Annotated in this window: 14 protein-coding genes; 9 read left to right on the top strand and 5 right to left on the bottom strand. The window is 76.2% G+C overall.

The window, feature by feature from the left end; translation table 11 throughout:
• The first annotated feature begins 66 nt into the window (after positions 1-66).
• Complete coding sequence (locus ACFY0X_RS01615; protein WP_387747613.1) at positions 67-705, top strand: hypothetical protein; 639 nt, start codon at positions 67-69, stop codon at positions 703-705.
• A gap of 337 nt (positions 706-1,042) precedes the next feature.
• Here the strand turns inward: ACFY0X_RS01615 and ACFY0X_RS01610 are convergent, their stop codons facing one another.
• The 3 genes from ACFY0X_RS01610 to ACFY0X_RS01600 are packed head-to-tail and all read right to left on the bottom strand — an operon-like array spanning position 1,043 to position 3,740.
• Positions 1,043-1,738, bottom strand: a complete 696-nt coding sequence (locus ACFY0X_RS01610; RefSeq protein WP_387747611.1) for a response regulator — start codon at positions 1,736-1,738, stop codon at positions 1,043-1,045.
• Positions 1,735-2,910 (bottom strand): sensor histidine kinase, encoded by a 1,176-nt coding sequence (locus tag ACFY0X_RS01605; RefSeq protein ID WP_387747609.1) that lies wholly within the window; start codon positions 2,908-2,910, stop codon positions 1,735-1,737. The genes ACFY0X_RS01610 and ACFY0X_RS01605 overlap by 4 nt, the downstream gene beginning before the upstream one ends.
• Entirely contained in the window at positions 2,907-3,740 is an 834-nt protein-coding gene (locus tag ACFY0X_RS01600) for a CPBP family intramembrane glutamic endopeptidase (RefSeq protein ID WP_387747607.1), read from the bottom strand. The genes ACFY0X_RS01605 and ACFY0X_RS01600 overlap by 4 nt, the downstream gene beginning before the upstream one ends.
• A gap of 276 nt (positions 3,741-4,016) precedes the next feature.
• Here ACFY0X_RS01600 and ACFY0X_RS01595 point away from each other — a divergent pair, with 276 nt between their 5' ends.
• From ACFY0X_RS01595 to ACFY0X_RS01580, 4 genes are all read left to right on the top strand, one after another.
• Positions 4,017-4,385 (top strand): hypothetical protein, encoded by a 369-nt coding sequence (locus ACFY0X_RS01595; RefSeq protein WP_387747605.1) that lies wholly within the window; start codon positions 4,017-4,019, stop codon positions 4,383-4,385.
• 58 nt (positions 4,386-4,443) lie between these two features.
• The gene (locus ACFY0X_RS01590) at positions 4,444-7,569 is read left to right on the top strand and encodes a type 2 lanthipeptide synthetase LanM family protein (protein WP_387747603.1); all 3,126 of its coding nucleotides are present in this window, start codon (positions 4,444-4,446) and stop codon (positions 7,567-7,569) included.
• 5 nt (positions 7,570-7,574) lie between these two features.
• Positions 7,575-7,853: a hypothetical protein gene (locus ACFY0X_RS01585; RefSeq protein ID WP_387747601.1), complete on the top strand. Its 279-nt coding sequence runs from the start codon at positions 7,575-7,577 to the stop codon at positions 7,851-7,853.
• A gap of 212 nt (positions 7,854-8,065) precedes the next feature.
• Positions 8,066-10,984, top strand: a complete 2,919-nt coding sequence (locus ACFY0X_RS01580) for an AAA family ATPase (protein ID WP_387747599.1) — start codon at positions 8,066-8,068, stop codon at positions 10,982-10,984.
• 212 nt (positions 10,985-11,196) lie between these two features.
• On the opposite strand, the gene ACFY0X_RS01575 is transcribed toward ACFY0X_RS01580, so the two are convergent.
• Together ACFY0X_RS01575 and ACFY0X_RS01570 are read right to left on the bottom strand one after the other, a co-directional pair.
• Positions 11,197-12,135, bottom strand: a complete 939-nt coding sequence (locus ACFY0X_RS01575; protein ID WP_387747597.1) for an ornithine carbamoyltransferase — start codon at positions 12,133-12,135, stop codon at positions 11,197-11,199.
• A complete protein-coding gene (locus ACFY0X_RS01570) occupies positions 12,132-13,433 on the bottom strand; it encodes an aspartate aminotransferase family protein (RefSeq protein ID WP_387747595.1) in 1,302 nt (433 codons plus the stop codon). The genes ACFY0X_RS01575 and ACFY0X_RS01570 overlap by 4 nt, the downstream gene beginning before the upstream one ends.
• Positions 13,434-13,639: 206 nt before the next feature.
• Between ACFY0X_RS01570 and ACFY0X_RS01565 the strand changes: the two genes are divergently transcribed.
• From ACFY0X_RS01565 to ACFY0X_RS01550, 4 genes are read left to right on the top strand one after another with little or no spacing between them, the layout of a single operon-like run.
• Entirely contained in the window at positions 13,640-13,861 is a 222-nt protein-coding gene (locus ACFY0X_RS01565) for an MbtH family protein (protein ID WP_387747593.1), read from the top strand.
• Complete coding sequence (locus ACFY0X_RS01560; RefSeq protein ID WP_387747591.1) at positions 13,858-15,711, top strand: amino acid adenylation domain-containing protein; 1,854 nt, start codon at positions 13,858-13,860, stop codon at positions 15,709-15,711. The genes ACFY0X_RS01565 and ACFY0X_RS01560 overlap by 4 nt, the downstream gene beginning before the upstream one ends.
• Positions 15,708-22,349 (top strand): amino acid adenylation domain-containing protein, encoded by a 6,642-nt coding sequence (locus ACFY0X_RS01555; RefSeq protein ID WP_387747589.1) that lies wholly within the window; start codon positions 15,708-15,710, stop codon positions 22,347-22,349. The genes ACFY0X_RS01560 and ACFY0X_RS01555 overlap by 4 nt, the downstream gene beginning before the upstream one ends.
• Positions 22,346-23,689, top strand: a complete 1,344-nt coding sequence (locus ACFY0X_RS01550; protein ID WP_387747587.1) for an MFS transporter — start codon at positions 22,346-22,348, stop codon at positions 23,687-23,689. Before ACFY0X_RS01555 ends, ACFY0X_RS01550 begins: the two co-directional genes overlap by 4 nt.
• The last annotated feature ends 102 nt before the right edge of the window (positions 23,690-23,791 follow it).

The following is a 23,791-nucleotide window of genomic DNA, read 5'->3' as shown; positions in this document are numbered from 1 at the left end:
GGTCCTGCACGTGCGCGGCTTCGAGGAGGTGGTGCGCAGTGTGGATGACGGAGCGGTGGTGGGAACGTGGAACGGGTGCGGCTGCGGTTCGACGGTTGGATCGCGGGTGTCGGGACCGAATCCGGTACCCGGATCGTCGTAGGGCACTGGACGGCGTCCCCGTTCGGGGCGTTCAGCGATGTCATGGTCGAGCAAGCGGACGGGTTCCGGCTTCTGCTGGTCCCCACCGGACAGATCGGCGAGTTCGTCGCGGGCACCTACAGCTTCGACCAGGTTGACGTCGTGCCGGTCGCGGTGGCTCGTACGGGCACGGGGTGGTCGGTGACGGCGGGACCGCTGACCCTGCGGTTCACGTTGGGCCGACGCGGCCCGCTGGGCTGGTTGCTGCGCGCCGTGCCCGCGCCGCTCTCCTGCCGGCCTGCGTGGGCGGCCCTGACCGACGTTCCGAGCAGCCTGCTGCCGGGGGTACGGACACGCGGCAGCGCCGGCCAGGGGCGCCGCGAGTGGTACGCCGCCCGCGATCTGTGGCCGATCACCGCCGCCACCGCCGTACACCGGGGACGGGACCTCGGTTCACTGCGCCCGGTCGAACCACCCGTCCGCTTCGGGTTCGGTTCCACCCCTCGCACGCCGTGTCAGGTCCGGATCACCACCACCGTGGAGCAGGACGGCGTCCCTCGCCGACCGCCCAGCGGCGGACGGTGACTGTTCGGCGGCAGGGCGGCGGATACCACCGCGTCCATGGAGCCCGACTCCGGGGGCGGGCGCCGCACGGAGGAGCGCAAGTCCTCCGACGAGCGGGCCGGTGGCCGCGGTGCCCCGCGGCGGTTTGTGCGGGGCACGGGACGGCCAGAGGCTCGTCGAGCGCACCCGCGACCGCTTCGCGGACGCCCACCGCCTGCTGGAGCAGAAGTGGACGATCAGCCGCCATCGCCCATTCCGCTCGACGATCGGGTACCGGCCCGGGCCAGGTCGTCCTCCGTGACGGCCTGGACCGGGAGCACGGTGAACCGGCGCTCCTGCGGCCCGTGCCCGTGCCGGGTCAGCGCCGTGGCCGGCCGGGTGGGACGAAGGCTCCGTCAGCGACCAGGCCGTGGCGGTAGGCGTACACGACGGCCTGGACGCGGTCGCGGAGCTGGAGTTTGGCGAGGATGCGGGAGACGAAGGTCTTGACGGTCTCGTGGCTGATGACGAGGGTTGCGGCGATCTCGTTGTTCGAGAGGCCCTCGGCGATGAGGCGCAGGACTTCCAGTTCGCGAGGTGTGAGCGGGACGTCGTGGGAACTGCTCTTGGCGGGGCGGGTACTGGCGGCGTAGTGCCCGACGAGCCGGCGTGTCACGTCCGGGTCGAGGAGGGCCGCGCCGGTGGCCACGGTCCGGATGCCGTGGAGCAGCCGGTCCGGCGGGGCATCCTTGAGGAGGAAGCCGCTTGCACCGGCGCGCAGCGCCTCGTAGACGTATTCGTCCAGGTTGAACGTGGTCACGACGAGGACTTTGGCGGGGTTGGAGATGTCGATGCCGGCCAGCAGTCGGGTGGCTTCGAGGCCGTCGAGGACCGGCATGCGGATGTCCATCACGACGACGTCGGGACGTAGCTCGCGGGCGAGGTCGACCCCGCTCCGTCCGTCCCCGCACTCGCCGGCCACCTCCATGTCGGGCTGGGCGTCGATGATGGTGACCAGGCCGGTGCGGACCAGGATCTGGTCGTCGCAGACCAGGACCCGGATCGGTGTGCTCACGAAGTCCCTCCGGCGGGGATGCGCGCCCGGACGGTGAAGGCGCCGTCCGAACCGCGGTCGGCGCTGAATTCACCGTCCAGGATGTCGACGCGTTCGCGCAGGCCCGCGAGGCCCCGTCCACCGCCGGTGGCGTCGGCGGCGTGCGAGCCGGTTCCGTCCGTGCTGACCGATACGGTGATCTCCCTCTCTCCGTGCTGCACCCGCACGGACGTGCGGCTGCCGCGGGCATGCTTGAGGGCGTTGGTCAGTGCCTCCTGTACCACGCGGTAGGCGACGAGGTCGGCGCTGCCGGTCGAGGCCGCTGGTGTGCCCTGCTCGGTGAAGTCCACGGGCTGTCCGGCCCGGCGGGTCTGCTCGACGAGGGTGCCGATCCTGCCGACGACCGGTGTCCTGGGGTGAGCGCTCTCCGTCGTCGTGATGCCGTGGTCCGGGTTGAGCAGGTCCAGCAAGTGGCGCAGGTCGGTGAGGGCGCGGCGGCCGGTGTCGCTGACGGCGGTCAGGGATCGCTCCAACCGCTCGGGTGCGGCGGTCAGGTAGCGAGCGGCTTCGGCCTGGACGACCATCGCGGTCACGTGGTGGGTCACCACGTCGTGCAACTCGCGGGCGATGCGCGCGCGTTCGGCGGCGCGGACCTCGGCGGCCACGCTTTCGCGGCGTTCGGCTTCCTCCGCCCGCATGGAGCGGAGCCACGCTCCGGCCCCCCAGGCCACCGCGAGGGCCAGGTAGAAGGTCACGAACCCCGTCGGCGTCTCGCCGCCCGAACCGAGCCGGGTGAGCGCGACCGCCAGGGGCACGTACGCCAGCGAGAGGAGGGCCAGGACGGCGCGCCGGTGCCGTTCGAGGTGGGATCCCGCACTGATCAGCACGAGGGGCAGGGCGGCGCCGGCGACCGAGTGGTAGCCGCGCAGCTGGTCGAGGGCGAAGCCGCAGGCCACCAGGGCGAGAGAGACGATCGGCCACCGTCGGCGCACCACGAGGGCGAGGCCTTCGAACACGAGGGCCACGGCGGCCGGCGCGTCGAGGGGGTGGGTGGGCAGGTCCCCGAGCTGCGTTCCGTGACCGCGCAGCCCCGGCAGGAACGGCGCGGCCATGAAGAGCAGTCCGAGGGGAAGGTCGCGCACGGTGACGTCGAGTCGGCGCCAGACCCGCCCGGCACCCTGAAGGCTGATCACCGGGCGAGTGTAGCGAGGGCCTTGACCCGCTCGACACGCTGCCGAGGGACGATGTGGCCGCGGCGGCGGGCGAGCCACAGGAAGGCGACGGTGAGCAGTGTGCCGAACAGCATCGCGTACACGCTGGCTTCCGGGCCGAACTCGCCGCCGGTGAGCAGCTCGCTGCCCGAGGTCGAGGCGTTCAGCAGCCCGTGGACGTCGCCGTTGCCGGAGACCTCGGTGCCGAAGATGCCGGATTCTGCGTAGTTCCAGCCGAAGTGCAGGCCGATCGGCAGCCACAGGGAGCGGGTGGCGGCGTACGCGGCGGCCAGCATGCCGCCGGCCTCGAGCGAGATGGCGACGGCGCCCAGCAGGGTGGCGTCCTTGTTGAGCAGGTGGGCCGCGCCGAATATCACACTGGAAAGGGCCAGTGCGGGGTACGTTCCGAGACCGCGCTCCACGAGTCGAAAGAGCAGGCCGCGGAACATGAGTTCCTCCGTGACGGCGGCGCCGGCCATGAAACCGACCAGCCCGATCGCCCCGGTGGGCGAGCCGAATCCGTGGACCGTGTAGTCGCCGAGGAAGGTGATGTTCGCGATGACGCATCCGAACATCGCGACTCCGATGACCAAGCCCCGCAGGAGCGACCCGCGCGCGCCTTCCCAGGCCAGTTCCGTGACCGGGCGCCGCTCGGTGCGCCCCACGACCCACCGGTAGACGACCACCGAGAGCGCAACCGTCAGGCCGCCCAGGAGCAGTGACAGCCACGGGTTGCCCGCGGCCGCGGTGACACTCTGACCGCCGACCGCACCGACCAGGACCACGGCCAGGATCTGCCACACCAGTTTCATGATGACTCTCTCTTCGGTTCCGCTTCCGGCTTCACGCCCGATCCGCGGGCGGAGCACCGCGGCTGACCGAACGCTACGGAACCGGTGGGCAGGGATCGTCACCCCGCAGAGGGCACTCGCACGTAGCTCTCACGGGGGACCTCACGCGGAGGAGTTCACAGGCAGGACCGGGCCGACCGTGGTGAGGGCGGTGCCGGCGAGCTGACCAGTGCCGAACGCGAGGACCTCCGGCGTCTGCGACGGCAGAACCTCGAACAGGACAGGACCATCGAGGTCTTGAAGAACGGCATCACCTGCCTGCCCACCGGCGAGGGCTGGTACTACCTGGCGTGCCGGCTGGACCTGGCCACTCGCGAGGTGGTCGGCTACGCGATGGCCGACCACCACCGGGCCCGCCTGGTCGTCGACGCCCTGCCCACGGCCCACGGGCGAGGCTGCGAAGAAGCCGCTGCGCGTCGCCGTATGGAGGCGGCGGCTCCGGGGGCCGCCCGGGTCCCGAGGTACCGGGGCGGCTTCGCGTGGGGCGGGGTGTTCACCTCGCACGTCCTGGAGAAGGCGTCCCTGTACCTTCCCCGGGAGCCGCGCGGGCGGCGGGGGCCTGACGACGGGGGCCGGGCGAGGACGGTCCGCACGGTAGCCACGTGATCACTACGTGGAGATCACACCCTTGTGCAATCATCCACACGATGCCACCCTCTGCACTGTGATTGCCAGGGACCCCACGACCGTCAACGCCGGTTCCGGATCCGGTGGTTGGTGGCTGCCCGCGGTCCGGGCAGCGGACCGGGCCCCGGCGGGCCGGCCCGACTGGGCCGTGTTCGTCGAGCGGGCGGTGGCCGGGGCGCCGACGACCGACGCGACCGACCACGGGTTACCCGCCGGCGACCTGCCCGGCGTCAGCGGGTTCCGGCCCGTGGTGGCGCCGCTGGCCCGGCTGGCCGGGGCCGGACTGCCGACCGCGCTGCCCGCCGGGGCGGTCGACCTGCCCGCCGTACGGGCACGGTTCGTCGACGGGCTCACCGGCACGCTGGCCCGGCAGGCCGCCCGGACGCTGGTCCTGGAGCTCAACGTGGCCAGGGAGGAAGGGGTGTTGGCGGGAGACTCCCCCGCCGACCGCTTCCGGGACTTCGTCCGGCGGATGGCCGCACCGGCCGCGCTCCGCGCGTTGTTCGGCGAGTACCCGGTGCTGGCACGGGTCCTGGCCCGGACCTGCCTGGCCGCCGCCGACGCCTTCGCGGAACTGCTGACCCGGTTCGCCGCCGACCGGCGCGAGGTGACCGCGGCCCTGTTCCACGGCGTCGACCCCGGCCCCCTGGTAGCCGTCCGGCGCGACGCGGGCGACGGGCACCAGGGCGGGCGGTCCGTCGCGGTGCTGCGCTTCGCCGGTGGCGGGCGGCTGGTGTACCGGCCGCGGCCGACCGCCGTCCACCGTCATCTCGCCGACGTGGTCCACTGGTTCAACACCCGGCCCGGCACCCCCGGTCTGCGGACCCCCGCCCTGCTGGAGCGACCGGGCTACGGCTGGCTGGAGTTCGTGGAGCGGCGGCCGTGCACCGAACCGGCCGAGGTCCAGCGGTTCTACCTCCGGCAGGGCGCCTGGCTCGCCCTGCTGCACGCCCTGGACGCCACCGACCTGCACGCCGGGAACCTGATCGCCTGCGGCGAGCACCCCGTACCGGTCGACCTGGAGACCCTCTTCCACCCGCCCGCGCCCGCCGACCCGGACCGGCCGGACGACGATCCGTGGCACGAGGACCCGGCGGCGCTCGCACTCCAGGCCTCGGTGCACCGCACCGGCCTGCTGCCCCGGCTGGTCCTCGGCGACGAGCGTGCCCTGGACGCCTCCGGGCTCGGCGGTGACGCCGGCGCCGGCTCCCCGAGCGCGGCCGTGCGCTGGGCGGCGGCGGGCACCGACGGGATGCGGCTGGTCCGCGGTGCGGCCGCGTTCGCCGGCGCCGAGAACCGGCCGCGGCTCGACGGCACCGACTCCGATCCGGCCGACCACCTGGACGAGCTGCTGGCCGGGTTCCGAGCGGGCCGCCGGGCCCTCGTGGCCGGACTCGCGGACCTCACCGGCCCGCGCGGCCTGCTGAGCGCCTTCGCCGAGGACGAGGTCCGGGTCGTCCTGCGGGCCACCGAGGAGTACGCGACGCTGCTCGACGAGTCGACCCACCCCGACGTGCTGCGCGAGGCCGGGCACCGCGAGGCGCTGTTCCGGACCCTCGGCACCGGCGAGTCCGCCCGGCCCGGCCCGGCGGCGGTGATCGACGAGGAGGTCGCCGAACTGTGGGCCGGTGACGTGCCGCTGTTCACCACCCGCCCGGGCGGGACCGAACTGCGCGGCGGCCGGGGCCGACCGGTCGCCGGCGCCCTGGACCGCCCCGGCCTCGACCGGGTCGCGGAGCGGCTCACCGCCCTGGGGGCGACCGGTCCGGCCGAGCAGGAGTGGATCGTCCGCGCGGCCATGGCGGCCCGCTCGACCGGCCCGGCGCACGGCCACACCGGGCCGGGGACGCCCGCCGACCCGCCCGCCGCTCCGGACCCGGCCCGGCTGCCCGCCGCTCCGGACCCCGCCCGGCTGCTCGCCGCCGCCCGGGAGATCGGCGACCGGCTGGTCGACGGGGCGCACCGGTCCGCGGACCGGGCCAACTGGCTCGGGCTCGACCTGATCGCCGACCGCTACTGGCGGCTCGCCCCGGCCGGCGCCGACCTCGGCGGCGGCTACCCCGGGCCGGCGCTGTTCCTCGCCCAACTCGCCGCGCTCACCGGCGCGGACCGCTACGCGGAGGTGGCCCGTCTGGCTCTGCGGCCGGTGCCGGCCCTGCTGGAGCGGCTCGCCGCCCGGCCCGAGGACCTGGCGCTGGTCGGTTCGGGTGCCTGGGCCGGCCTGGGCGGCCTCACCTGGGCGCTGGCGCAGGTCGGCGGCCTGCTGGATGACCGGGAGGTGCTCGGCTGGGTCGGGCCCGCCGTCCGGCTCACCGCGGCCGCCGCGGAGGCGGAGGAGCCGTCCGGGCTGGCCGACGGTACGGCCGGCGGGCTGGCGGCCCTGCTCGCGGTGGGGCGGGAGACCGGGGACGCCGAGGCCCTGGCCGGTGCCCGGCGCTGCGCCGAGCGCCTGCTCGGTCGACTCGACCTGTACCGGGTGCACGACGCGCACGGCCCGGACGGGCCGCGCGACCGGCCCGACCGCCCGGCCCCGGGCTTCGCCACCGGAACGGCCGGCCTCGGCTGGGCCCTGCTGGCGTACGCGCAGGCGGGCGGCGGCGCCGCGTACCGGCACGCGGGGCTGGCCGCGCTGCGCTCGTCCGTGGCCGGGCGGGCACCCGGCGGGTCCTGCTGCGAGGGCGCGCCCGGCATCGCACTCGCGGTGATCGACAGCGGGGCGTCGGCGGGCGACCCGGAGCTGGCCGCCTGGGCCGGGGCCGCCGTCGACGCGGCGGTGACGGCCGGGTCGCGGCCCGACCACAGCCTCTGCCACGGCGAGACCGGCGTGCTGGAGCTGCTCGGCCGGGCCCCGGGCGCCGCCGCCCGGCAGGGGCTGGCGCGCCGTTCGGCCGCCCTGCTGGACGCGCTGGCCCGCACCGGGCCGGTCTGCGGCACCCCCGGTGGCCTCGCCGTCCCGGGTCTGCTGTTCGGGCTGTCCGGAGTCGGCCACGGGCTGCTGCGGCTCGGTTTCGCCCACCGTACGGCTTCGGCGCTGCTCCTGGCGCCGGGTTCGACGCGGCCGTTCCACGAGGACGCCGTGACCCACCCGCGGTCGTCCCCCGGGACGTCGCGGCACCGAACGGCGTCCGCCCCGGACGCCGTGATCCACGAGAGAGAAGGGTGAAGTCCTTGAACCGATCCGTCCCCCTGGCCAGAGCACTCGCCGGAACCACCCCCGCCGCGGGCAGACCGGCCGTCGGGCAGTCCGCCGGAACGCCCGCGCCGGAGGCCGTCCGCCGGTGGAAGCGGGCCGACGGGCACGAGGGCGTGGCCGCCGACCACCCGGCCGGCGCGATCAGGCTGCACCCGGGCGGCCGGCTCGCCCGCCGCTCCGTGCTGCTGGGCGGCGGGACGGCCCGGATGGCCGAAACCGACCCGTGGACGACGATGAGCTACCACGAGGAGTAGCCGGCCCCGCCCGTCCGGGCCCGTGTGCGCGCCGCCGCCCCCGGGTGCGCACGCGGTCGGCGTGACCCCCGCGGCGCGCGGCCGCCGGCGCCCGGACGACCCGCCACCGCCCGCCTGACCGGCACGTTTAGGCATGAACATGCCGGTCAGCCGGGCGGTGAATGCCCGATTCCGCTCTACCGGAGCCGTCCGGTGACCAATAGCCTGCGGCCATGCGGACCTCATCACCGGTGACCGTCGGCCGCACGGCCGAAACGTCACTGCTGCGACGAACCCTGACACGCCTTCAGAGCGACGGCGGGCGCGCGGTGTTCCTGGTCGGCGAGGCCGGCATCGGCAAGTCCCGGCTGGTCGACGACTGCGCCGGGCGGGCCGTGGCGGCCGGACTGCCGGCACTGCGCGGGCGCAGCAGCGCGACCGGGGCGGACACGCCCTTCCGCCCGCTGGCGGAGGCGCTGTACTCGTGCTTCCACGCCGAGGGCCCCCCGGAGGACGCCGAACTGCTGCCGTACCGGCCGGCCCTGGGCCGGCTGGTGCCGGAGTGGCGGCCGGCGGCGGGGCCGGGCTACGCCGAGAGCGTGGTGGAGCTCGCCGAGGCGCTGCTGCGGCTGCTGGGCGTGATCGGCCGCCGGTCCGGCTGCGTGCTGGCCCTGGAGGACCTGCACGACGCGGACGCGGAGACGCTCGCCGCGGTGGAGTACCTGGTGGACCACCTCGACCGGGTGCCGGCGCTGCTGGTCGCCACGCTGCGGCCGGAGCCGGGCAACGCGTTGGACCTGGTGCGCGGCGCGGAGCGGCGCCGGGTGGCGTCCGTCGCCGCGCTGCCGCCGCTGACCACCGCCGACGTCGGGGCGCTGGCGGCGGGCTGCCTGGGCGTGCCGGTGGGCCGGGTGCCGTCCGCGGTGACCGGCCGGCTGGCCGAGCGCAGCGGCGGGAACCCGTACCTGGTGGAGGAGTTGCTGGCCGAGCTGGTCGGCTCGGGCGCGCTGCGCCGGGACGGCGACGGCTGGCGGGTGACCGGCGACCTGGCCGCGACCGTGCCGGCCAGCGTGGTGCACGGCTGCGGCCTGCGACTGGGCCGGCTGGCCCCGCCGGTCCGCGACCTGCTGCTGGCGGCGGCCACCCTCGGCCCCCGGTTCTCGGTCGACAGCCTGCAACTCGTCACCGGGGACGACGATCCGGGCCTGTTCGCCCGGCTGCGCGCCGCGGCCGAGGCGGACTTCATCGTGCCGGACCCGGGTGCGCCCGAGGGGTACGGCTTCCGGCACGCCATCACCGCGCAGGCGGTGCTGGAGAGCGTCGCCCCGGCCGAGCGGGCCGCGCTCGCCCGCCGGGCCGCCGCCGCGCTGCGCAAGGCCGGGCCGCCGTACGCGGCCGACCACGGCCGGCTGGTGGCCCGGCTGCTCGTCGCGGCCGGCGACCACCACGGCGCGGCCCTGCTCTACGCGGAGGCCGGCCGGCAGGCGCTGGCCGAGGGCGCGTCCGCCTCGGCGGTGCGGCTGCTGGAGCGGGCCGTGGAACTGGCGGCGCCGGCCGACCGGACGGCGGCCACCGAGTCGCTGGCCTACGCGCTGGTCGAGGCCGGCCAGCTGGACCGCGCGCTCGCCCTGGCCGACACCCTGCCGACGGCCAGCGCGGCGGCGTTGAGCCCCGAACGGGAGGTCGCGCTGCGCACCCGGCTGGCCTGGGCGGCCGTGGTGGCCGAGCGGGGCTCCGACACCGTCACCCAGGTCGCGGCGGCCCGGGCGCTGCTGCGCGACGGGGGCCGGCCCGAGCAGACCGCCGCGCTGGCGGTGGTCGAGGGGCACCTGGCGCTGCTGCCCGGCCGGCGGGACCGGGTGGACGACGCCGAGCGGATCGCCCGGGAGACCGCCGAGGAGGCGGAGCGGACCGGCCCGCCGGTACTGGCCTGCCAGGCCCTGCAACTGCTCGCCCTGCTCGCGCGCGAGCGCGGCTTCGACGCGGCCGACCAGTGCCTGGAGCGGATGCTGGCGGTCGCCGAGACGCACGGCCTGCCCAACTGGCGCTTCGAGGCCCTGCTCCGGCTGGGCGCCAACGCCTTCCTGCGCACCGGCGACGCCCGCCGGCTGGAGCAGGCCGGGGAGGCCGCCCGGGAACTGGGCTCGCTGGTGCGCACCCAGCACACCGAGAGCCTGCTCGCGATGAACGCCGTCCTGTGCGGCGACCCGGCCGCCGCCGAGGCCATCGTGGACCGCTGGCTGGACACCAGTCTGCGGATGGGCAACCTGGCCACCCACCGCTACCTGCGGCTGACCTCGGCGACGCTGGCCGCCCACCGCGGCCGCCGCCGGGACATGGAGCGCGAACTGCGGCTGTTCCGGCAGGCCGGGGGCGACGGCTCGCTGCTCACCCCGGTGGTGCTCGGGCTCTGCCGGGCGGTCTGCGCACTGCTGGAGGAGGACCGGGCCGGCGCGGAGGCCGAGCTGACCGCCACCGCCGAGTGGGAGGCGCTGCACCCGAGCGTCTTCTACCTGTCCGGCCAGTACGGGCTGGCCCCGCTGCTCGCCGTACTGGCCGGCCGGGCGGACTGGGCCGCGTACGAGGCGGTCGCCGGCGCCCCGGGCGCGGAACTGGCCTGGAACCGCCCGTTCCTGGCACTGGCCCGGGCGGTCCTGCTCGGCCGGCGGGGCCGGGGGGCGGAGGCCGCCGCCGAGGTCGAGCGGCTGCGGCGGGACCCCGACCTCTTCCCGACCGCCCACCGGCTGGGCCTGCGGCTGGTCGCCGAGGCCGCGCTGGCCGACGGCTGGGGCGATCCGGTGAGCTGGCTGCGCACCGCGGAGGAGTACTTCCACGAGCTGGACGTGCCGTCCGTCGCGGGCGCCTGCCGGGCCCTGCTCCGGCAGTCGGGGGCGAGCGTCGGGCAGCGCCGCACCGGCCGGGACCGCATCCCGGCCGCGCTGCGCGAGCGGGGCGTCACCCCGCGCGAGTACGAGGTGCTGGCGCTGCTGGTGGACCGGCCCGGCAACCAGGACCTCGCCCGGCGGCTGTCGATCTCGCCGCGCACGGTGGAGAAGCACCTGGCGAGCCTGGTGCAGAAGACCGGGGCGGCCGACCGGGGCGGGCTCTGCCGACTGGCGGCCGAGCTCGCCCCGGACCCGCGCCGGCCGTGAACGCCGGTGCGCCGGAGCACCCGCGCCGGCTGTGAGCGCCGGTGCGCCGGAGCACCCGGAGGGGACGTGGGCACCGGTGCCCCCGGGGGACGTGGGCACCGGTGCGTCCCCGGCCGGCCGGGGACGGCGGCGCGGCGCACGGGCCGGGAACGGGCGGCGCGCCGGGCCGGCCGTTCCCGACGCCGCCACCGCGCCGCCGTGCCACACCGCGCTCAGCCGTTCCCGGCCGTGCACCACTCCAGGACGGCGCGCGCGCTGTGGTACTTGTTCTCGGCCTGCCCGAAGGCGAGGCTGAGCGGTCCGTCGAGCACGGAGGCGGTGACCTCCTCGCCCCGGTGGGCCGGCAGGTCGTGCAGGAAGACCGGGGCGGAGGTGGCGGCCATCACCGCGTCGTCCACCCGGAAGGGGTCGAACAGCGAGCGCCAGTGCGGGTCGGGCTTGCTGGTGCCGGTGGTCTGCCAGCGGGTGGTGTAGACGACGTCGACCTCCGGCAGGCCGGCCATGTCGTGCCGCTGCTCGATCAGGCCGCCTCGGCGCCCGGCCCCGGCCGCGGCCCGCTCCACGTACCGGGGGTGGACGCCGTAGCCGGGCGGCGTGCGCAGGTGCAGCTCGGTGCCGGGGTAGCGGGACAGGGCCAGCGTGAGCGCGGAGGCGCTGTTGTTGCCCTCCCCCGCGTAGAGCACCCGGAGCCCGTCGATCCGGCCGAAGTGCCGGTGCAGGGTGGTGAGGTCGGCGAGGGCCTGGGTCGGGTGCTCCTCGGCGCTCATCGCGTTGACGACCGCCATGGTCTGCTGGTCGGCCAGTGCCCGCAGCTCGGCCTCGGGGCCCGCCGTCCGGGCCACCAGCACGTCGAGCATCCCGGACAGCACCCGGGCGGTGTCCTCGACGCTCTCACCGGTGTTCTGCTGGAGGTCGTCGGGGCCGTAGCCGATGATCCGCGCGCCGAGCCGCAGCGCCCCGGCGGAGAAGGCCGTCCTGGTCCGGGTGGAGGTCTTGCGGAAGAGGATGCCGACCACGTGCTCGCGCAGCGGGCGGGCGTCCTCGGCGTGGCCGGCGGCGAACTCGGCGCCCCGGCGGACCAGGTCGTACAGCTCCTGGTCGGAGAGGTCGTCGATCGAGATCAGGTGGCGGCGACTGGTCACGGCGCTCACCCGGCCAGGATCGCGTCGAGGACGACGGCGAGGCCGCGTTCCAGCGGGGCCCGGTCGATCGCCAGCGGCGGGAGGAGCTTGACCACCTCGTCGTGCCGGCCGGCGAGTTCGACCACCAGGCCGTGGTCGAAGCAGTACCGCTGGACGCGTTCGGCCCGCTCGGGGCCGCCCGCCCCGGCGAGGTCGAGGCCGAGCACCATGCCCCGGCCGCGTGCCGTGACGCCGGGCACCTTCGCGAGGACGGTCTCGCCGAACTCGCGCAGCCGCTCGGCGTTGTCGGCGAGGGCGTCGAGGAACTCGGGCTGCTCCCAGTAGTCCCAGGCGGCGGTGGCCGCGACGAAGGCGAGCTGGTTGCCGCGGAAGGTCCCGGTGTGCTCGCCGGGCTCCCAGCAGTCGAGGTCGCGGCGCAGCAGCACCAGGGAGAGCGGCAGCCCGTACCCGCCGATGGCCTTGGAGAGGGTGATCAGGTCGGGGACGATGCCGGACTGCTCGAAGGCGAAGAATGTGCCGGTGCGGCCGCAGCCGGACTGGATCTCGTCGGCGATCAGCAGGATGCCGTGGCGGACCGTCAGGTCCCGCAGGCGGCGCAGCCAGTCCGCGGAGGCCGGGTAGACGCCGCCCTCCATCTGGAGCGGCTCGACGATCACGGCGGCCGGCAGGTCGGTGCCGGAGGACGGGTCGGTGAGCAGCCGCTCCAGGTACCCGATCGAGTCGAACGCGCCGTGCGGGCCGTCCTCGTAGGGGACGAAGGTGACGTCCTGGGCGATCGCGCCGCCGGCCCGGCGGGCCCGCCGGCTGCCGGTGACCGCCAGCGAACCCTGCGACATGCCGTGGAAGCCGCCGGTGAAGGCGACCAGGCCGCGCCGCCCGGTGGCCTTGCGGGCCAGTTTGAGGGCGGCCTCCACCGCGTCGGTGCCGGTCGGGCCGGTGAACTGGACCTTGTGGTCGAGGCCGCGGGGGCGCAGCAGCACCTCGTCCATCCGGGCCAGGAAGTCCCGCTTGGCGACGGTGTACATGTCCAGGCCGTGGCTGACGCCGTCGGCGGCGAGGTAGGCGGCCAGCTTCCGCTTGATCGGGTCGGGGTTGTGGCCGTAGTTGAGGGTGCCGGCGCCGCAGAAGAAGTCGAGGAAGACCCGGCCGTCCTCGGCGTGCAGTTCCGCGCCCTTGGCCCGCTCGAAGACCACCGGGAACTTCCGGCAGTAGAGCCGGACGTCGGCCTCCATGGTCTCGAAGAGGGCGTGGTCGCCGGGGGCCGGCGGCTCTGCCGGGGTGGCCGGCGCGGTCCGTTCGACGGTCATAGGTGTCCTTTCCGACGCGGCGGGGTCCGGCCAGCATTCCGGCGCGGCGCGGGCGCGCAGAAGAGAAGGACCAGCAGTCCTGCGGGCAGCGGGGCTGCCGGATTGTCGGCCGCTTCTTCCCTATGGCGTCCGGCCCGCCCCGGGCGAGTCTTCCTGTCGCGGCGCCCCGGCCGAGCGGGCGCCCGCCCCTGCGAGAGGAGAGCGGAATGGCTGACGAGAGTACCGACCCGCGCACGTACTGGGTGGTCCGCAACGACGAGGAGCAGTACTCGATCTGGCTGGCCGACCGGGAGCTCCCGCTCGGCTGGCAGCGGGAGGGCAAGGAGGGCCCCAAGCAGGACTGCCTGGACCACATCGACACGGTCTGGACGGACATGCGTCCGCTGAGCCTGCGTCGGCGGATGGAACAGGAGACCCGGACGGCATGAACACCGTGGTTGGCCGCGCCGACGCACCCCTGCCCGACCGGTGCGTGCACGAGTGGTTCGCGGGACGGGCGTCGGGCACGCCGGACGTGACGGCCCTGGAGTTCGGCGGACGGCGGCTGACCTACGCCGAACTGGACTCCCGGGCCAACCAGTTGGCCCATCTGCTGCGCGCCCGCGGAGTCGGGCCCGACGCCCCGGTCGCGGTGTGCGCCCAGCGCAGCCCGGAGGTGGTGACCGCCCTGCTGGCCGTGCTCAAGGCGGGCGGGCACTACCTGCCGCTGGATCCGGAGTACCCGCCCGAGCGGCTCGCCTTCATGGTGGCCGACTCCGGCGCCCGGGTCCTGCTGGTCGAGCCGGGGCTCGCCGACCGGTTCGCGGCCACCGGCCTGGACCGGGTGGCGATCGAGCCGGACTGGTCGGCGGCGGCCGGCCTGCCGACCACGGCCCCCGCCTCGGGGGCCGTACCGGACGACCTGGCCTACCTGATGTACACCTCGGGCTCCACCGGCCGTCCGAAGGGGGTCGGGGTCACCCACCGCAACGTGCTGCGGCTGGTGCACGAGGCCGACTACGCGGACCTCGACCCGGGGCAGGTGGTGCTGATGCTCGCCCCGCTGTCCTTCGACCTGTCCACCTTCGAGGTCTGGGGCGCGCTGTGCAACGGCGCCCGGCTGGCCGTGCTGCCGCAGGGCGTGCCGACCGCCGCCTCGATCGAGGAGGCGGTGCGCCGGCACGCCGTCAGCGTGGCGCTGCTGAGCACCGGGGTGTTCCAGCACGTGGTGCGCACCCGGCCCGGCGCGCTGGCGACGGTGCGCCAGGTCCTGGTGGCCGGTGACGTGGCGCCGCCGGCCGAGGTGCGGATGCTGGTGGAGCAGGGCGTGGAGGTGGTCAACGGCTACGGGCCGACCGAGTGCACGACCTTCTGCGCCGCGCGGCGCGGGGTCACCCTGGCCGAGACCCGGGGCTCCGTCCCGATCGGCCGGGCCATCACCCGGACCAGCCTGTACGTGGTGGCGGAGGACGGCGTCACCGTGCTGCCGGCCGGCGAGCCCGGTGAACTGCTGGTCGGCGGGCCGGGGGTGGCCCGGGGCTACCACGGCCGCCCGGCGCTCACCGCCGAGCGGTTCGTCCCGGACCCGTACGGCACGGTGCCCGGCGCCCGGCTCTACCGCACCGGGGACCTCGTCACCGAGGGCCCCGACGGGCAGCTGCTCTTCCACGGCCGGCGCGACCAGCAGGTCAAGATCAACGGCCACCGGATCGAACTCGGCGAGGTCGAGGCCGCGCTGAGCAACCACCCGGAGGTCCGGGCGGCGGTGGCCGCGGTCCGGCCGACCCCGGCCGGGGACAAGCAGCTGGTCGGCTACGTGGTGTCGGACACCCTCGACCGGCCGGGCCGGCCGCTGCGGGAGTACCTGGGCGGGCTGCTGCCCGAGTACCTGGTGCCGACCGCGTGGGTGCGGCTGCCCGAACTGCCGCTGAACCCCAACGGCAAGGTGGACCGGGCCGCGCTGCCGACCCCCGGCGACGACCCGGGCCGGGCGCCGGTGGCCGTCGCGCGCACGCCGGTCGAGCGGGCCGTCGTCGAGGTCTGGTCCGAGCTGCTGTCGGTGGCCGCGATCGGCGTGCACGACGACTTCTTCGAGCTGGGCGGCCACTCGCTGCTGGCCACCGAGGTGACCGCCCTGCTGGGCGAGCGCTTCCCGGTCGAGCTGCCGGTGAGCGCGGTGTTCGACGCCCGCACCCCGGCCCAGCTCGCCGAACGGCTGCGCGAGGCGATCACCGAGCGGGTCGAGCAACTTTCCGATGCAGAAGTGGAGTCGATGTTGTCTCAGGTGATCGAGGGATGAGCGCTCCGCTGACCGGCCCTCCCCCCGCCGAACCCGCCGACCCGACGAACGCCGAGGACACGACGGGCGCCGAGAGCACGACGAACGCCGAGGGCACGACGAACGCCGAGGGCACGACGGGCGCGACCGCGCAGGCCGAGCGGCGCCGGGCGCTGCTGGACGGCCTGCTGCGCGGCTCGGCCCGGCCCGCCCCTCCCGGCGGCGCCGCCGAGGGCGCCGTCGCCCGGCTGGCCCGCGGCGGCCCGCTGCCGCTCTCCTTCGCCCAGCAGCGGCTGTGGCTGCTGGAGCAGCTGCGCCCCGGCACCGCCGAGTACGTGCTGCCGGTCGGCTGGGAGCTGCGCGGCCCGCTGGACGTGCCGGCGCTGCGCCGCGCGCTGGCCGAGGTGTCGGCCCGCCACGAGGTGCTGCGCACCCGCTACCTGGAGGTCGACGGCGAGCCGCGGCAGCTGCCGCTGGACGTGGCGGAACCGGAGTTCGAGCTGGTCGACCTGGCCGTGCTGCCCGCCGCCGACGCCCGGGACCGGCTCGGCGGGCTCGTCGAGCGACTGGCCCGCGCGCCCTTCGACCTCACGGCCGGCACCCCGCTGCGGGCCCGGCTGGTCCGGCTCGCCGAGGAGCACCATGTCCTCGTCCTGGCCTTCCACCACATCGCCTTCGACGGCCATTCGGTCGGTGTCCTCGCCGCCGAACTCGGTGCCCTGTACCCGGCGTTCGCCGAGGGGCGGCCCAGCCCGCTGACTCCGCCCGCGGTGCAGTACGCGGACTGGGCCGGCTGGCAGCGCGAGGCGCACTCGGCCGCCGCGACCGCCGGCCAGCTCGACTACTGGCGGCGGAAGCTGGCCGGCTCGACCGCGCTGGAGCTGCCCACCGACCGGCCCCGGCCGCCGGTGTTCGACCCGGCGGGCGCGATCCTGCCGTTCACCGTGCCGGCCGGCACCGCCCGTGCCCTGACCGCCTGGGGGCGCGGCCGCGGCGCGACGCCGTTCATGCTGCTGCTGGCCGCCTTCAAGCTGCTGCTGGCCCGGCACGCCGGCCGCGCGGACGTCACCGTCGGCGCCCCGCTGGCCGGCCGCACCCGCCCGGAGGCCCGCGAGCTGCTCGGCTTCTTCGTCAACACCCTGGTGCTGCGCACCGACCTGTCCGGGGAGCCGACCTTCGAGGAGGCCGTGGAGCGGGTCCGGGAGAGCGCCCTGGGCGCCTTCGCCCACCAGGACGTCCCGTTCGAGCGGCTGGTGGACGAGCTGGGCGCCGAGCGCGACCTGTCCCGCAACCCGCTGTTCCAGGTGATGTTCGCCTACAACGGGGCGAGCACCGGCCACGGCTTCGGCGGCGCCGGGCTGAGCGCCACCCCGTACGCCACGCCGTGGCACAGCGCCAAGTTCGACCTGACGCTGCACCTGACCGAGCAGCCCGACGGCTCGCTGTCCGGCGTGGTCGAGTACGCCACCGCCCTGTTCACCCCCGAGCGGGCGGCCGTGCTGGCCGAGCACTTCACCGCGCTGCTGGAGGCGGTCGCCGCCGACCCCGGCACCGCCGTCACCGGCGCCACCCTGTTCTCGCCGGACGAGCGCGCCCGGCTGGAGCGGTGGAACGACACCGCGGTGCGCTACCCCGACGACGAACTGCTGCACTCCCTGGTCGAGCGGCAGGCCGGGCGCACCCCCGCGGCCGTCGCCGTGCGCTTCGGGACGGACGCGCTCGACTACCGCGCGCTGCAGTCCCGCGCCGAGGCGCTGGCCCGCCGGCTGCGGGCGCTGGGCGTCGGCCCGGAGCGCACCGTGGCCGTCTGCCTCAACCGCGGGCTGGAGCTGCCGGTGGCGCTGCTGGCCGTGCTCCGGGCCGGCGGCGCCTACCTGCCGCTGGACCCGGGCTACCCGGCGGACCGGCTGGCCCACATGCTCGCGGACTCCGCCGCCCCGGTCGTGCTGACCACCGGCGACCTCGCGGCCGCGCTGCCCCCGCACCGGGCCCGCGTGCTGCTGCTGGACGCCGACGCCGGCGAGGAGGCCGCGGAGCCGGCGGAGCCCGTGGCCGCCGCGGCCGTCGACCCGCTGCACCCGGCCTACGTCATCTACACCTCCGGCTCCACCGGCCGTCCCAAGGGCGTGGTCACCACCCACCGGGGCGTGGTCAACCGGCTGCGCTGGATGCAGGACGCCTACGGCCTCACCGAGGCCGACCGGGTGCTGCAGAAGACGCCGTACAGCTTCGACGTGTCCGTCTGGGAGCTGTTCTGGCCGCTGATCACCGGCGCGACCCTGGTGATGGCCCGGCCGGACGGCCACCGCGACCCCGGCTACCTCGCCCGGGCCATCGCCGACCAGGGCGTCACCACCCTGCACTTCGTGCCCGCGATGCTCCGCGCCTTCCTGGCCACCGTGCCCGCCGACACCCCGCCCGCCGCGCTGCGGCTGGTGCTGTGCAGCGGCGAGGCCCTGCCCGACGACCTGGCCGAGGCCTGCCACCGCCACCCGGTGACCGGCGGCGCCGCGCTGCACAACCTGTACGGCCCCACCGAGGCCAGCATCGACGTCACCGCCACCCCGTGCCGGCCCGGCGAGCGCGTCACCATCGGCACGCCCGTCTCCAACACCCGGGTCCACGTGCTGGACGACGACCTCGCCCCGGTGCCCGTCGACGTCCCCGGGCAGCTCTGCCTGGCGGGCGTTCAGCTCGCCCGCGGCTACCTCAACCGGCCCGCGCTGACCGCCGAGCGCTTCGTGCCCGACCCCGACCCGGCCAACCCGGGCGGGCGGCTCTACCTGACCGGCGACCTCGCCCGGCGCAACCCCGACGGCACCCTGACCTACCACGGCCGCGGTGACCACCAGGTGAAGCTGCACGGGCACCGGATCGAGCTCGGCGAGATCGAGGCCGCGCTGCGCACCCACCCGCTGGTCGCCGACGCCGTGGCGGCGCTGCACGGCACGCCCGGCGGCGAGCGGCTGACCGCGCACGTCGTCCCGGCCGACCCGGCCGCCGCGCCGGCCGCCGCCGAACTCCAGGCCCACCTGAGGCTGTCGCTGCCCGAGCACATGGTCCCCACCGCGTGGACCAGCCTGCCCCGGCTGCCGATCACGCCGAACGGCAAGCTGGACCGCGCGGCCCTGCCCGATCCGGTGCCGCAGGCCGCCGCCGAGCACGTCCCCCCGCGCACCCCGGTCGAGCACCTCGTCGCCCGGGCGTGGGCGGCGGCCCTGGGCGTCTCCCGGATCGGCGTGCACGACACCTTCTTCGACCTCGGCGGCGACTCCATCCTCGCCATCCGCGCCGTCGGCCGGCTGCGCGAGCAGGGACTCGACGTCTCCGTCCAGGACCTCTTCCGGTACCGGACCCTGGGCCTGCTCGCCGAGGCGCTGGCCCCGCGGGCGGCCGGCCGGCGGGCCGAGCCCACCGCGCCCTTCGCCCTGCTCGCCCCGGGCGACCGAGAGCGGCTGCCGGGCGGCCTGACCGACGCCTATCCGCTGTCCCAGGTGCAGGCCGGGATGGCGTACGAGATGCTGGCCGGCGCGGACCGGGGCATGTACGTCAACGTGCTGAGCTACCCGGTGCGCGAGGAGGACGACGGCTTCGCGCCCGACGCGCTGCGCGCCGCCGCGGCGCTGCTGGCGGAGCGGCACGAGATCCTGCGGACCTCGGTCGACCTGTCCGGCCACGGCGAACCGCTCCAGCTGGTGCACGCCGTGGCGCACGTCCCGCTGGAGGTCCACGACCTGCGCGGGCTCTCCCCCGAGCGGCTGCGGGCCGAACTCGCCGCCGCCACGGCGCGCGAGCAGTCCACGCCCTTCGACCTGGCCGCGGCCCCGCTGCTGCGGCTGGTCGCGCACCGGATCGACGACCGGCGGTGGCGGCTGACCGTCGTCTACGCCCACACCATCCTGGACGGCTGGAGCCAGAACTCCCTGGTCCCCGAACTGCTGGGCTACTACCGGGCGTTGCGCGACGGCCGGGACCCGGCCCCGCCTCCCCCGCCGACCACCCGGTTCGCCGACACCATCGCGCTGGAGCGCCGCTCCCTGGAGTCCGCCGAGGACCGGGAGTTCTGGCGCGAGCGGGTGGCGCGGTACGGGCCGTGGCGGGTCCCCGAGGGCTGGTCCGCCCCGGAGCGGCACCGCGCGGACGGCGGCGACGAGGCCGTCCACCGGGTCGCCCGGGTGGGCTTCGCCGACCTGCTGCCGGGCCTGCGCGCGGTGGCCACCGGGGCCGGGGTGCCGCTGAAGAGCGTGCTGTTCGCCGCCCACCTGACCGTGCTCGGCCTGTTCGGCGGCAGCACCGACGGCCCGGCCGCGTTCACCTCCGGGCTGGTCTGCAACGCCCGCCCGGAGACCTCCGACGGCGACCAGGTGCGCGGCATGTTCCTCAACACCGTGCCGTTCCCGGTGGTGCTCGACGCGGCCGACTGGCCCGCGCTGGCCCGGGCCGTCTTCGCCGAGGAGACCGCGCTCTGGCCGCACCGGCACCACCCGCTGCCCGCCGTGCAGCGCGCCTGGGGCCAGGACACGCCGCTGGTCGACGTGTTCTTCAACTACACCGACATGCACGTGCTGGCCGGCGAGGGCATCGACGCCGACGAGGTCGAGGACGTGACGCCGAACGAGTTCGGCCTGTCGGTCTCGACCGTGCCCGGCACCCTCCAGCTGGAGGCCGCCGCGGACCGGATCGGCGCCGAGGAGCTCGCCCTGCTGGCCCGGACCTACCGGCACGTGCTGGCCGGCCTGGTGGCCGACCCGCAGGCCGACCCGCGCGCCGTCACGCTGCCCCCGGCCGACCGCCGGGCCCTGCTGCCCGCCGGGCCGCCGCCCGCCGCCGACCAGGACGGCCCGACCGTGCCCGAGCTGTTCCACCGGCAGGCCGAGCGCACGCCCGACGCGGTGGCGCTGGTCTGCGGCGAGGAGCGGATCGACTACGCCGGGCTGCGCTCGCGCGCCAACCGGCTGGCCCACCACCTGCGGGCGCTGGGCGCCGGCCCGGGCACCGTGGTCGGGCTGCTCCTGGAGCGCGGCCCCGAGCTGCTGACGGCGATGCTGGGCGTGCTCGGCTCCGGCGCGGCCTACCTGCCGGTCGACCCGAACCTGCCCGAGGACCGGATCCGCTTCCTGTTCGACGACTGCGCCAGCCCGCTGGTCGTCACCGACCGCGCGCTGGCCGCCCGGCTCGCTGCCGACGGGCCCGCCGGGGGGCGCCGGCTGGTGCTGACCGACGCCCACCGGGCGGAGATCGCCGCGCACCCGGACACCGCGCCCGCCGTGGACCTCGACCCGGCCGCGCTGGCCTACGTCATCCACACCTCCGGCTCCACCGGCCGCCCCAAGGGCGTCATGATCACCCACGGCGGACTGGCCGGCTTCCTGACCGCCGTGGCCGAACAGGTTCCGGTGCGGCCGGACGACGCGGTCGCCGCGCTGACCACCGTCTCCTTCGACCCGTCCGTCCTGGAGCTGTACCTCCCGCTGCTCGCGGGCGGCCGGGTGGTCCTCGCCGACACCGAGGAGGCCAGGGACCCGCTGCGGATGGCCAAGCTGCTGGACCGCGCCCGCCCGGCCGTCGTCCAGGCCACCCCGGTCACCCTGCGGATGCTGCTGGACGCCGGCTGGAGCGCCCCCGCCGGACTGCTGGTGCTCAGCGGCGGCGAGCGGCTCACCGCCGACCTGGTCGAGCGGCTCACCGCCGACGGCGCCCGGGTCTGGGACCTGTACGGCCCCACCGAGACCACCGTCTGGGCCACCGTCACCCGGCCGGGCGCCGACCCCGGCGGAGCCCCGTGGTCCGTCCTGGCCAACACCCGGCTGTACGTCCTGGACGGGCGGCTGGAACCGGCCCCGGACGGCGTGGTCGGCGAGATCCACCTCGGCGGCTCGGGCCCCGCCCGGGGCTACCTCGGCCGGCCCGGCACCACCGCGGGCGCCTTCCTGCCCGACCCCTACGCCGGGGTGCCCGGCGCCCGGATGTACCGCACCGGCGACCTCGGCCGCCGGCGCCCGGACGGCGGCGTGGAGCTGCTCGGCCGGGCCGACCACCAGGTGAAGATCCGCGGCCACCGGATCGAGCCCGGCGAGATCGAGACCGCGCTGCTCTCCTGCCCGGAGGTGCGGGCCGCCGTGGTCCAGCCGGTGACCCTGCCGACCGGCGAGGTCGACCTGGTCGCCCACCTGGAACCGGTGCCCGGCGCCAGGGTGCCCGGCCACGGCGAACTGCGCGACCGGCTGCTGGCGACCCTGCCCGACTACATGGTCCCGGCCGCCTTCTCCGTCCTCGACGCGCTGCCGCTGACCCCCTCCGGCAAGGTCGACCGCCGCCGCCTGCCGGCGGTCGAACCCGGCGTGGGCGTCCAGGAGTTCGTCGAACCCAGGACCCCGGACGAACGCACCGTCGCCGCCGCCTGGCGCGAGATCCTCGGCCACCCGCGGATCGGCGCGCACGACAACTTCTTCACCCTCGGCGGGCACTCCGTGCTGGCCACCCGGATCGCCCTGCGGCTGCGCGAGGCGACCGGCCGGGACGTCCCGGTGCGGGCGGTCTTCGACCGCGCCACGGTGGCCGCGCTGGCCGCCGCGCTGCCCGACTACCCGGAGGCGGGCGCGGCCGCCGCGCTGCCGCTGCTGGGCTCCCGCCGGGCCCGCCGGGGCGGTGCCCGGTGACCGCCGTCGCGGCCGGGCGGCCCGACGCCGAGGACCTGCCGCTGCACCGCAACCGGGACTTCGTCCTGCTGTGGACCGGCTCGGCGCTGTCCATGCTGGGGTCGACGGGTGCCACCGTCGCCTACCCGCTGCTGGTGCTGGCCGTCACCGGCTCGGCCGCCGACGCGGGGCTCGCCGGGTTCACCGCGCTGCTGCCGCTGCTGCTCTTCCCGGTACCGGCCGGGGCGCTGGTGGACCGGGTGGACCGCAGGCGCCTGATGATCTGGTGCGACGTCGTCCGGGGGGCCGGCGCGCTGAGCATCGTGCTCGCGCTGGCCCTCGACCGGCTGACCCTGGCCCAGATCCTGCTGGTCGGCTTCGTCGAGGGCACCCTGACGGTCTGCCACGAACTGGCCTCGCACGTCGCCGTCCCGCACCTGGTGTCGAAACGGCGGCTGACCGAGGCGCTGTCGCGCAACGAGGCCCGTGAACGGGCCGCGATCACCCTGGGCACCCCGCTGGGCGGCGCGCTCTTCGGGGTGGCCCGGGCCCTGCCGTTCCTGCTGGACGCGGTCAGCTACGCGGTGTCGGTGGTGACGCTGCTGCTGATCCGCAAGGACTTCCAGTCGGCGCCCGGCACGGCGAAGGAGGCCGCCGCCGCCGCCGACACCGGCGCGGACGCCGACGCCGGGCCGCCCGCCAAGCCGCTCGCCGAGCTGGCCGCCGGGTTCGCCTGGCTGTGGCGCCGGCCGTTCCTGCGCACCGCCGCCCTGGCCGTCGCCGGCAGCAACCTGCTGTTCCGGGCGCTGTTCCTGGTCGTCGTGGTGCTCGCCGACGAGCGCGGCGCCTCCCCCACCGGCATCGGCGTCCTGCTGGGCGTCGCGGGGGCGGGCGGCGTGCTCGGCTCCACCGCCGCCGCCTGGTGCCGGCGGCGCCTGCCGCTGCCGGCCGTGGTGATCGGCGCCAACTGGGCCTGGGCCGCGCTGGCGGTCGGCCTGGTCCTCGCCGACGACCTCTGGCTCACCGGCGCGCTGTACGCGCTGATGTGGTTCGTCGGCCCGATCTGGAACGTCGCCGTCGCCACTCAGCAGCTCTCCACCACCCCGGACCACCTCCAGGGCCGGGTGTCCGGCGCCAGCTCGGTGCTGTCCGGCGGAGCGCTGCCGCTCGGCTCGCTCGCCGGCGGCCTGCTGCTCCAGTGGTACGGCACCGGGACGGCCCTGACCGCGCTCGCCGTCTGGATGGTGCTGCTGGCCGCCGCGGTGACGCTCAGCAAGGCCGTCCGCCGGGGCCCGGCCGCCCCCGACGACCCCGCGGCGAGCGACCCGGCGCTCCCCGCCCCGACGGACGCACCCGCCTGAGCCCGTCCCCGTCCTCTCCTCGACGCTCTCACCAGGAGTCCCGCCATGACCCGTACCCCAACCTCCCCGGCCCGGGCCGGCCGCGACGCGCGCGCGGGCGTC

The organism is Kitasatospora sp. NPDC001547 (assembly GCF_042894165.1).
Taxonomy (GTDB): domain Bacteria; phylum Actinomycetota; class Actinomycetes; order Streptomycetales; family Streptomycetaceae; genus Kitasatospora.
This window is presented reverse-complemented; position numbering and strand designations above follow the sequence as displayed.

Excerpts from the sequence above, each read along its gene's own strand:
- ACFY0X_RS01600 (WP_387747607.1), bottom strand. The coding sequence starts at position 3,740 with ATGAAACTGGTGTGGCAGATCCTGGCCGTGGTCCTGGTCGGTGCGGTC.
- ACFY0X_RS01580 (WP_387747599.1), top strand. The coding sequence starts at position 8,066 with ATGCGGACCTCATCACCGGTGACCGTCGGCCGCACGGCCGAAACGTCA.
- ACFY0X_RS01570 (WP_387747595.1), bottom strand. The coding sequence starts at position 13,433 with ATGACCGTCGAACGGACCGCGCCGGCCACCCCGGCAGAGCCGCCGGCC.
- ACFY0X_RS01565 (WP_387747593.1), top strand. The coding sequence starts at position 13,640 with ATGGCTGACGAGAGTACCGACCCGCGCACGTACTGGGTGGTCCGCAAC.
- ACFY0X_RS01560 (WP_387747591.1), top strand. The coding sequence starts at position 13,858 with ATGAACACCGTGGTTGGCCGCGCCGACGCACCCCTGCCCGACCGGTGC.
- ACFY0X_RS01555 (WP_387747589.1), top strand. The coding sequence starts at position 15,708 with ATGAGCGCTCCGCTGACCGGCCCTCCCCCCGCCGAACCCGCCGACCCG.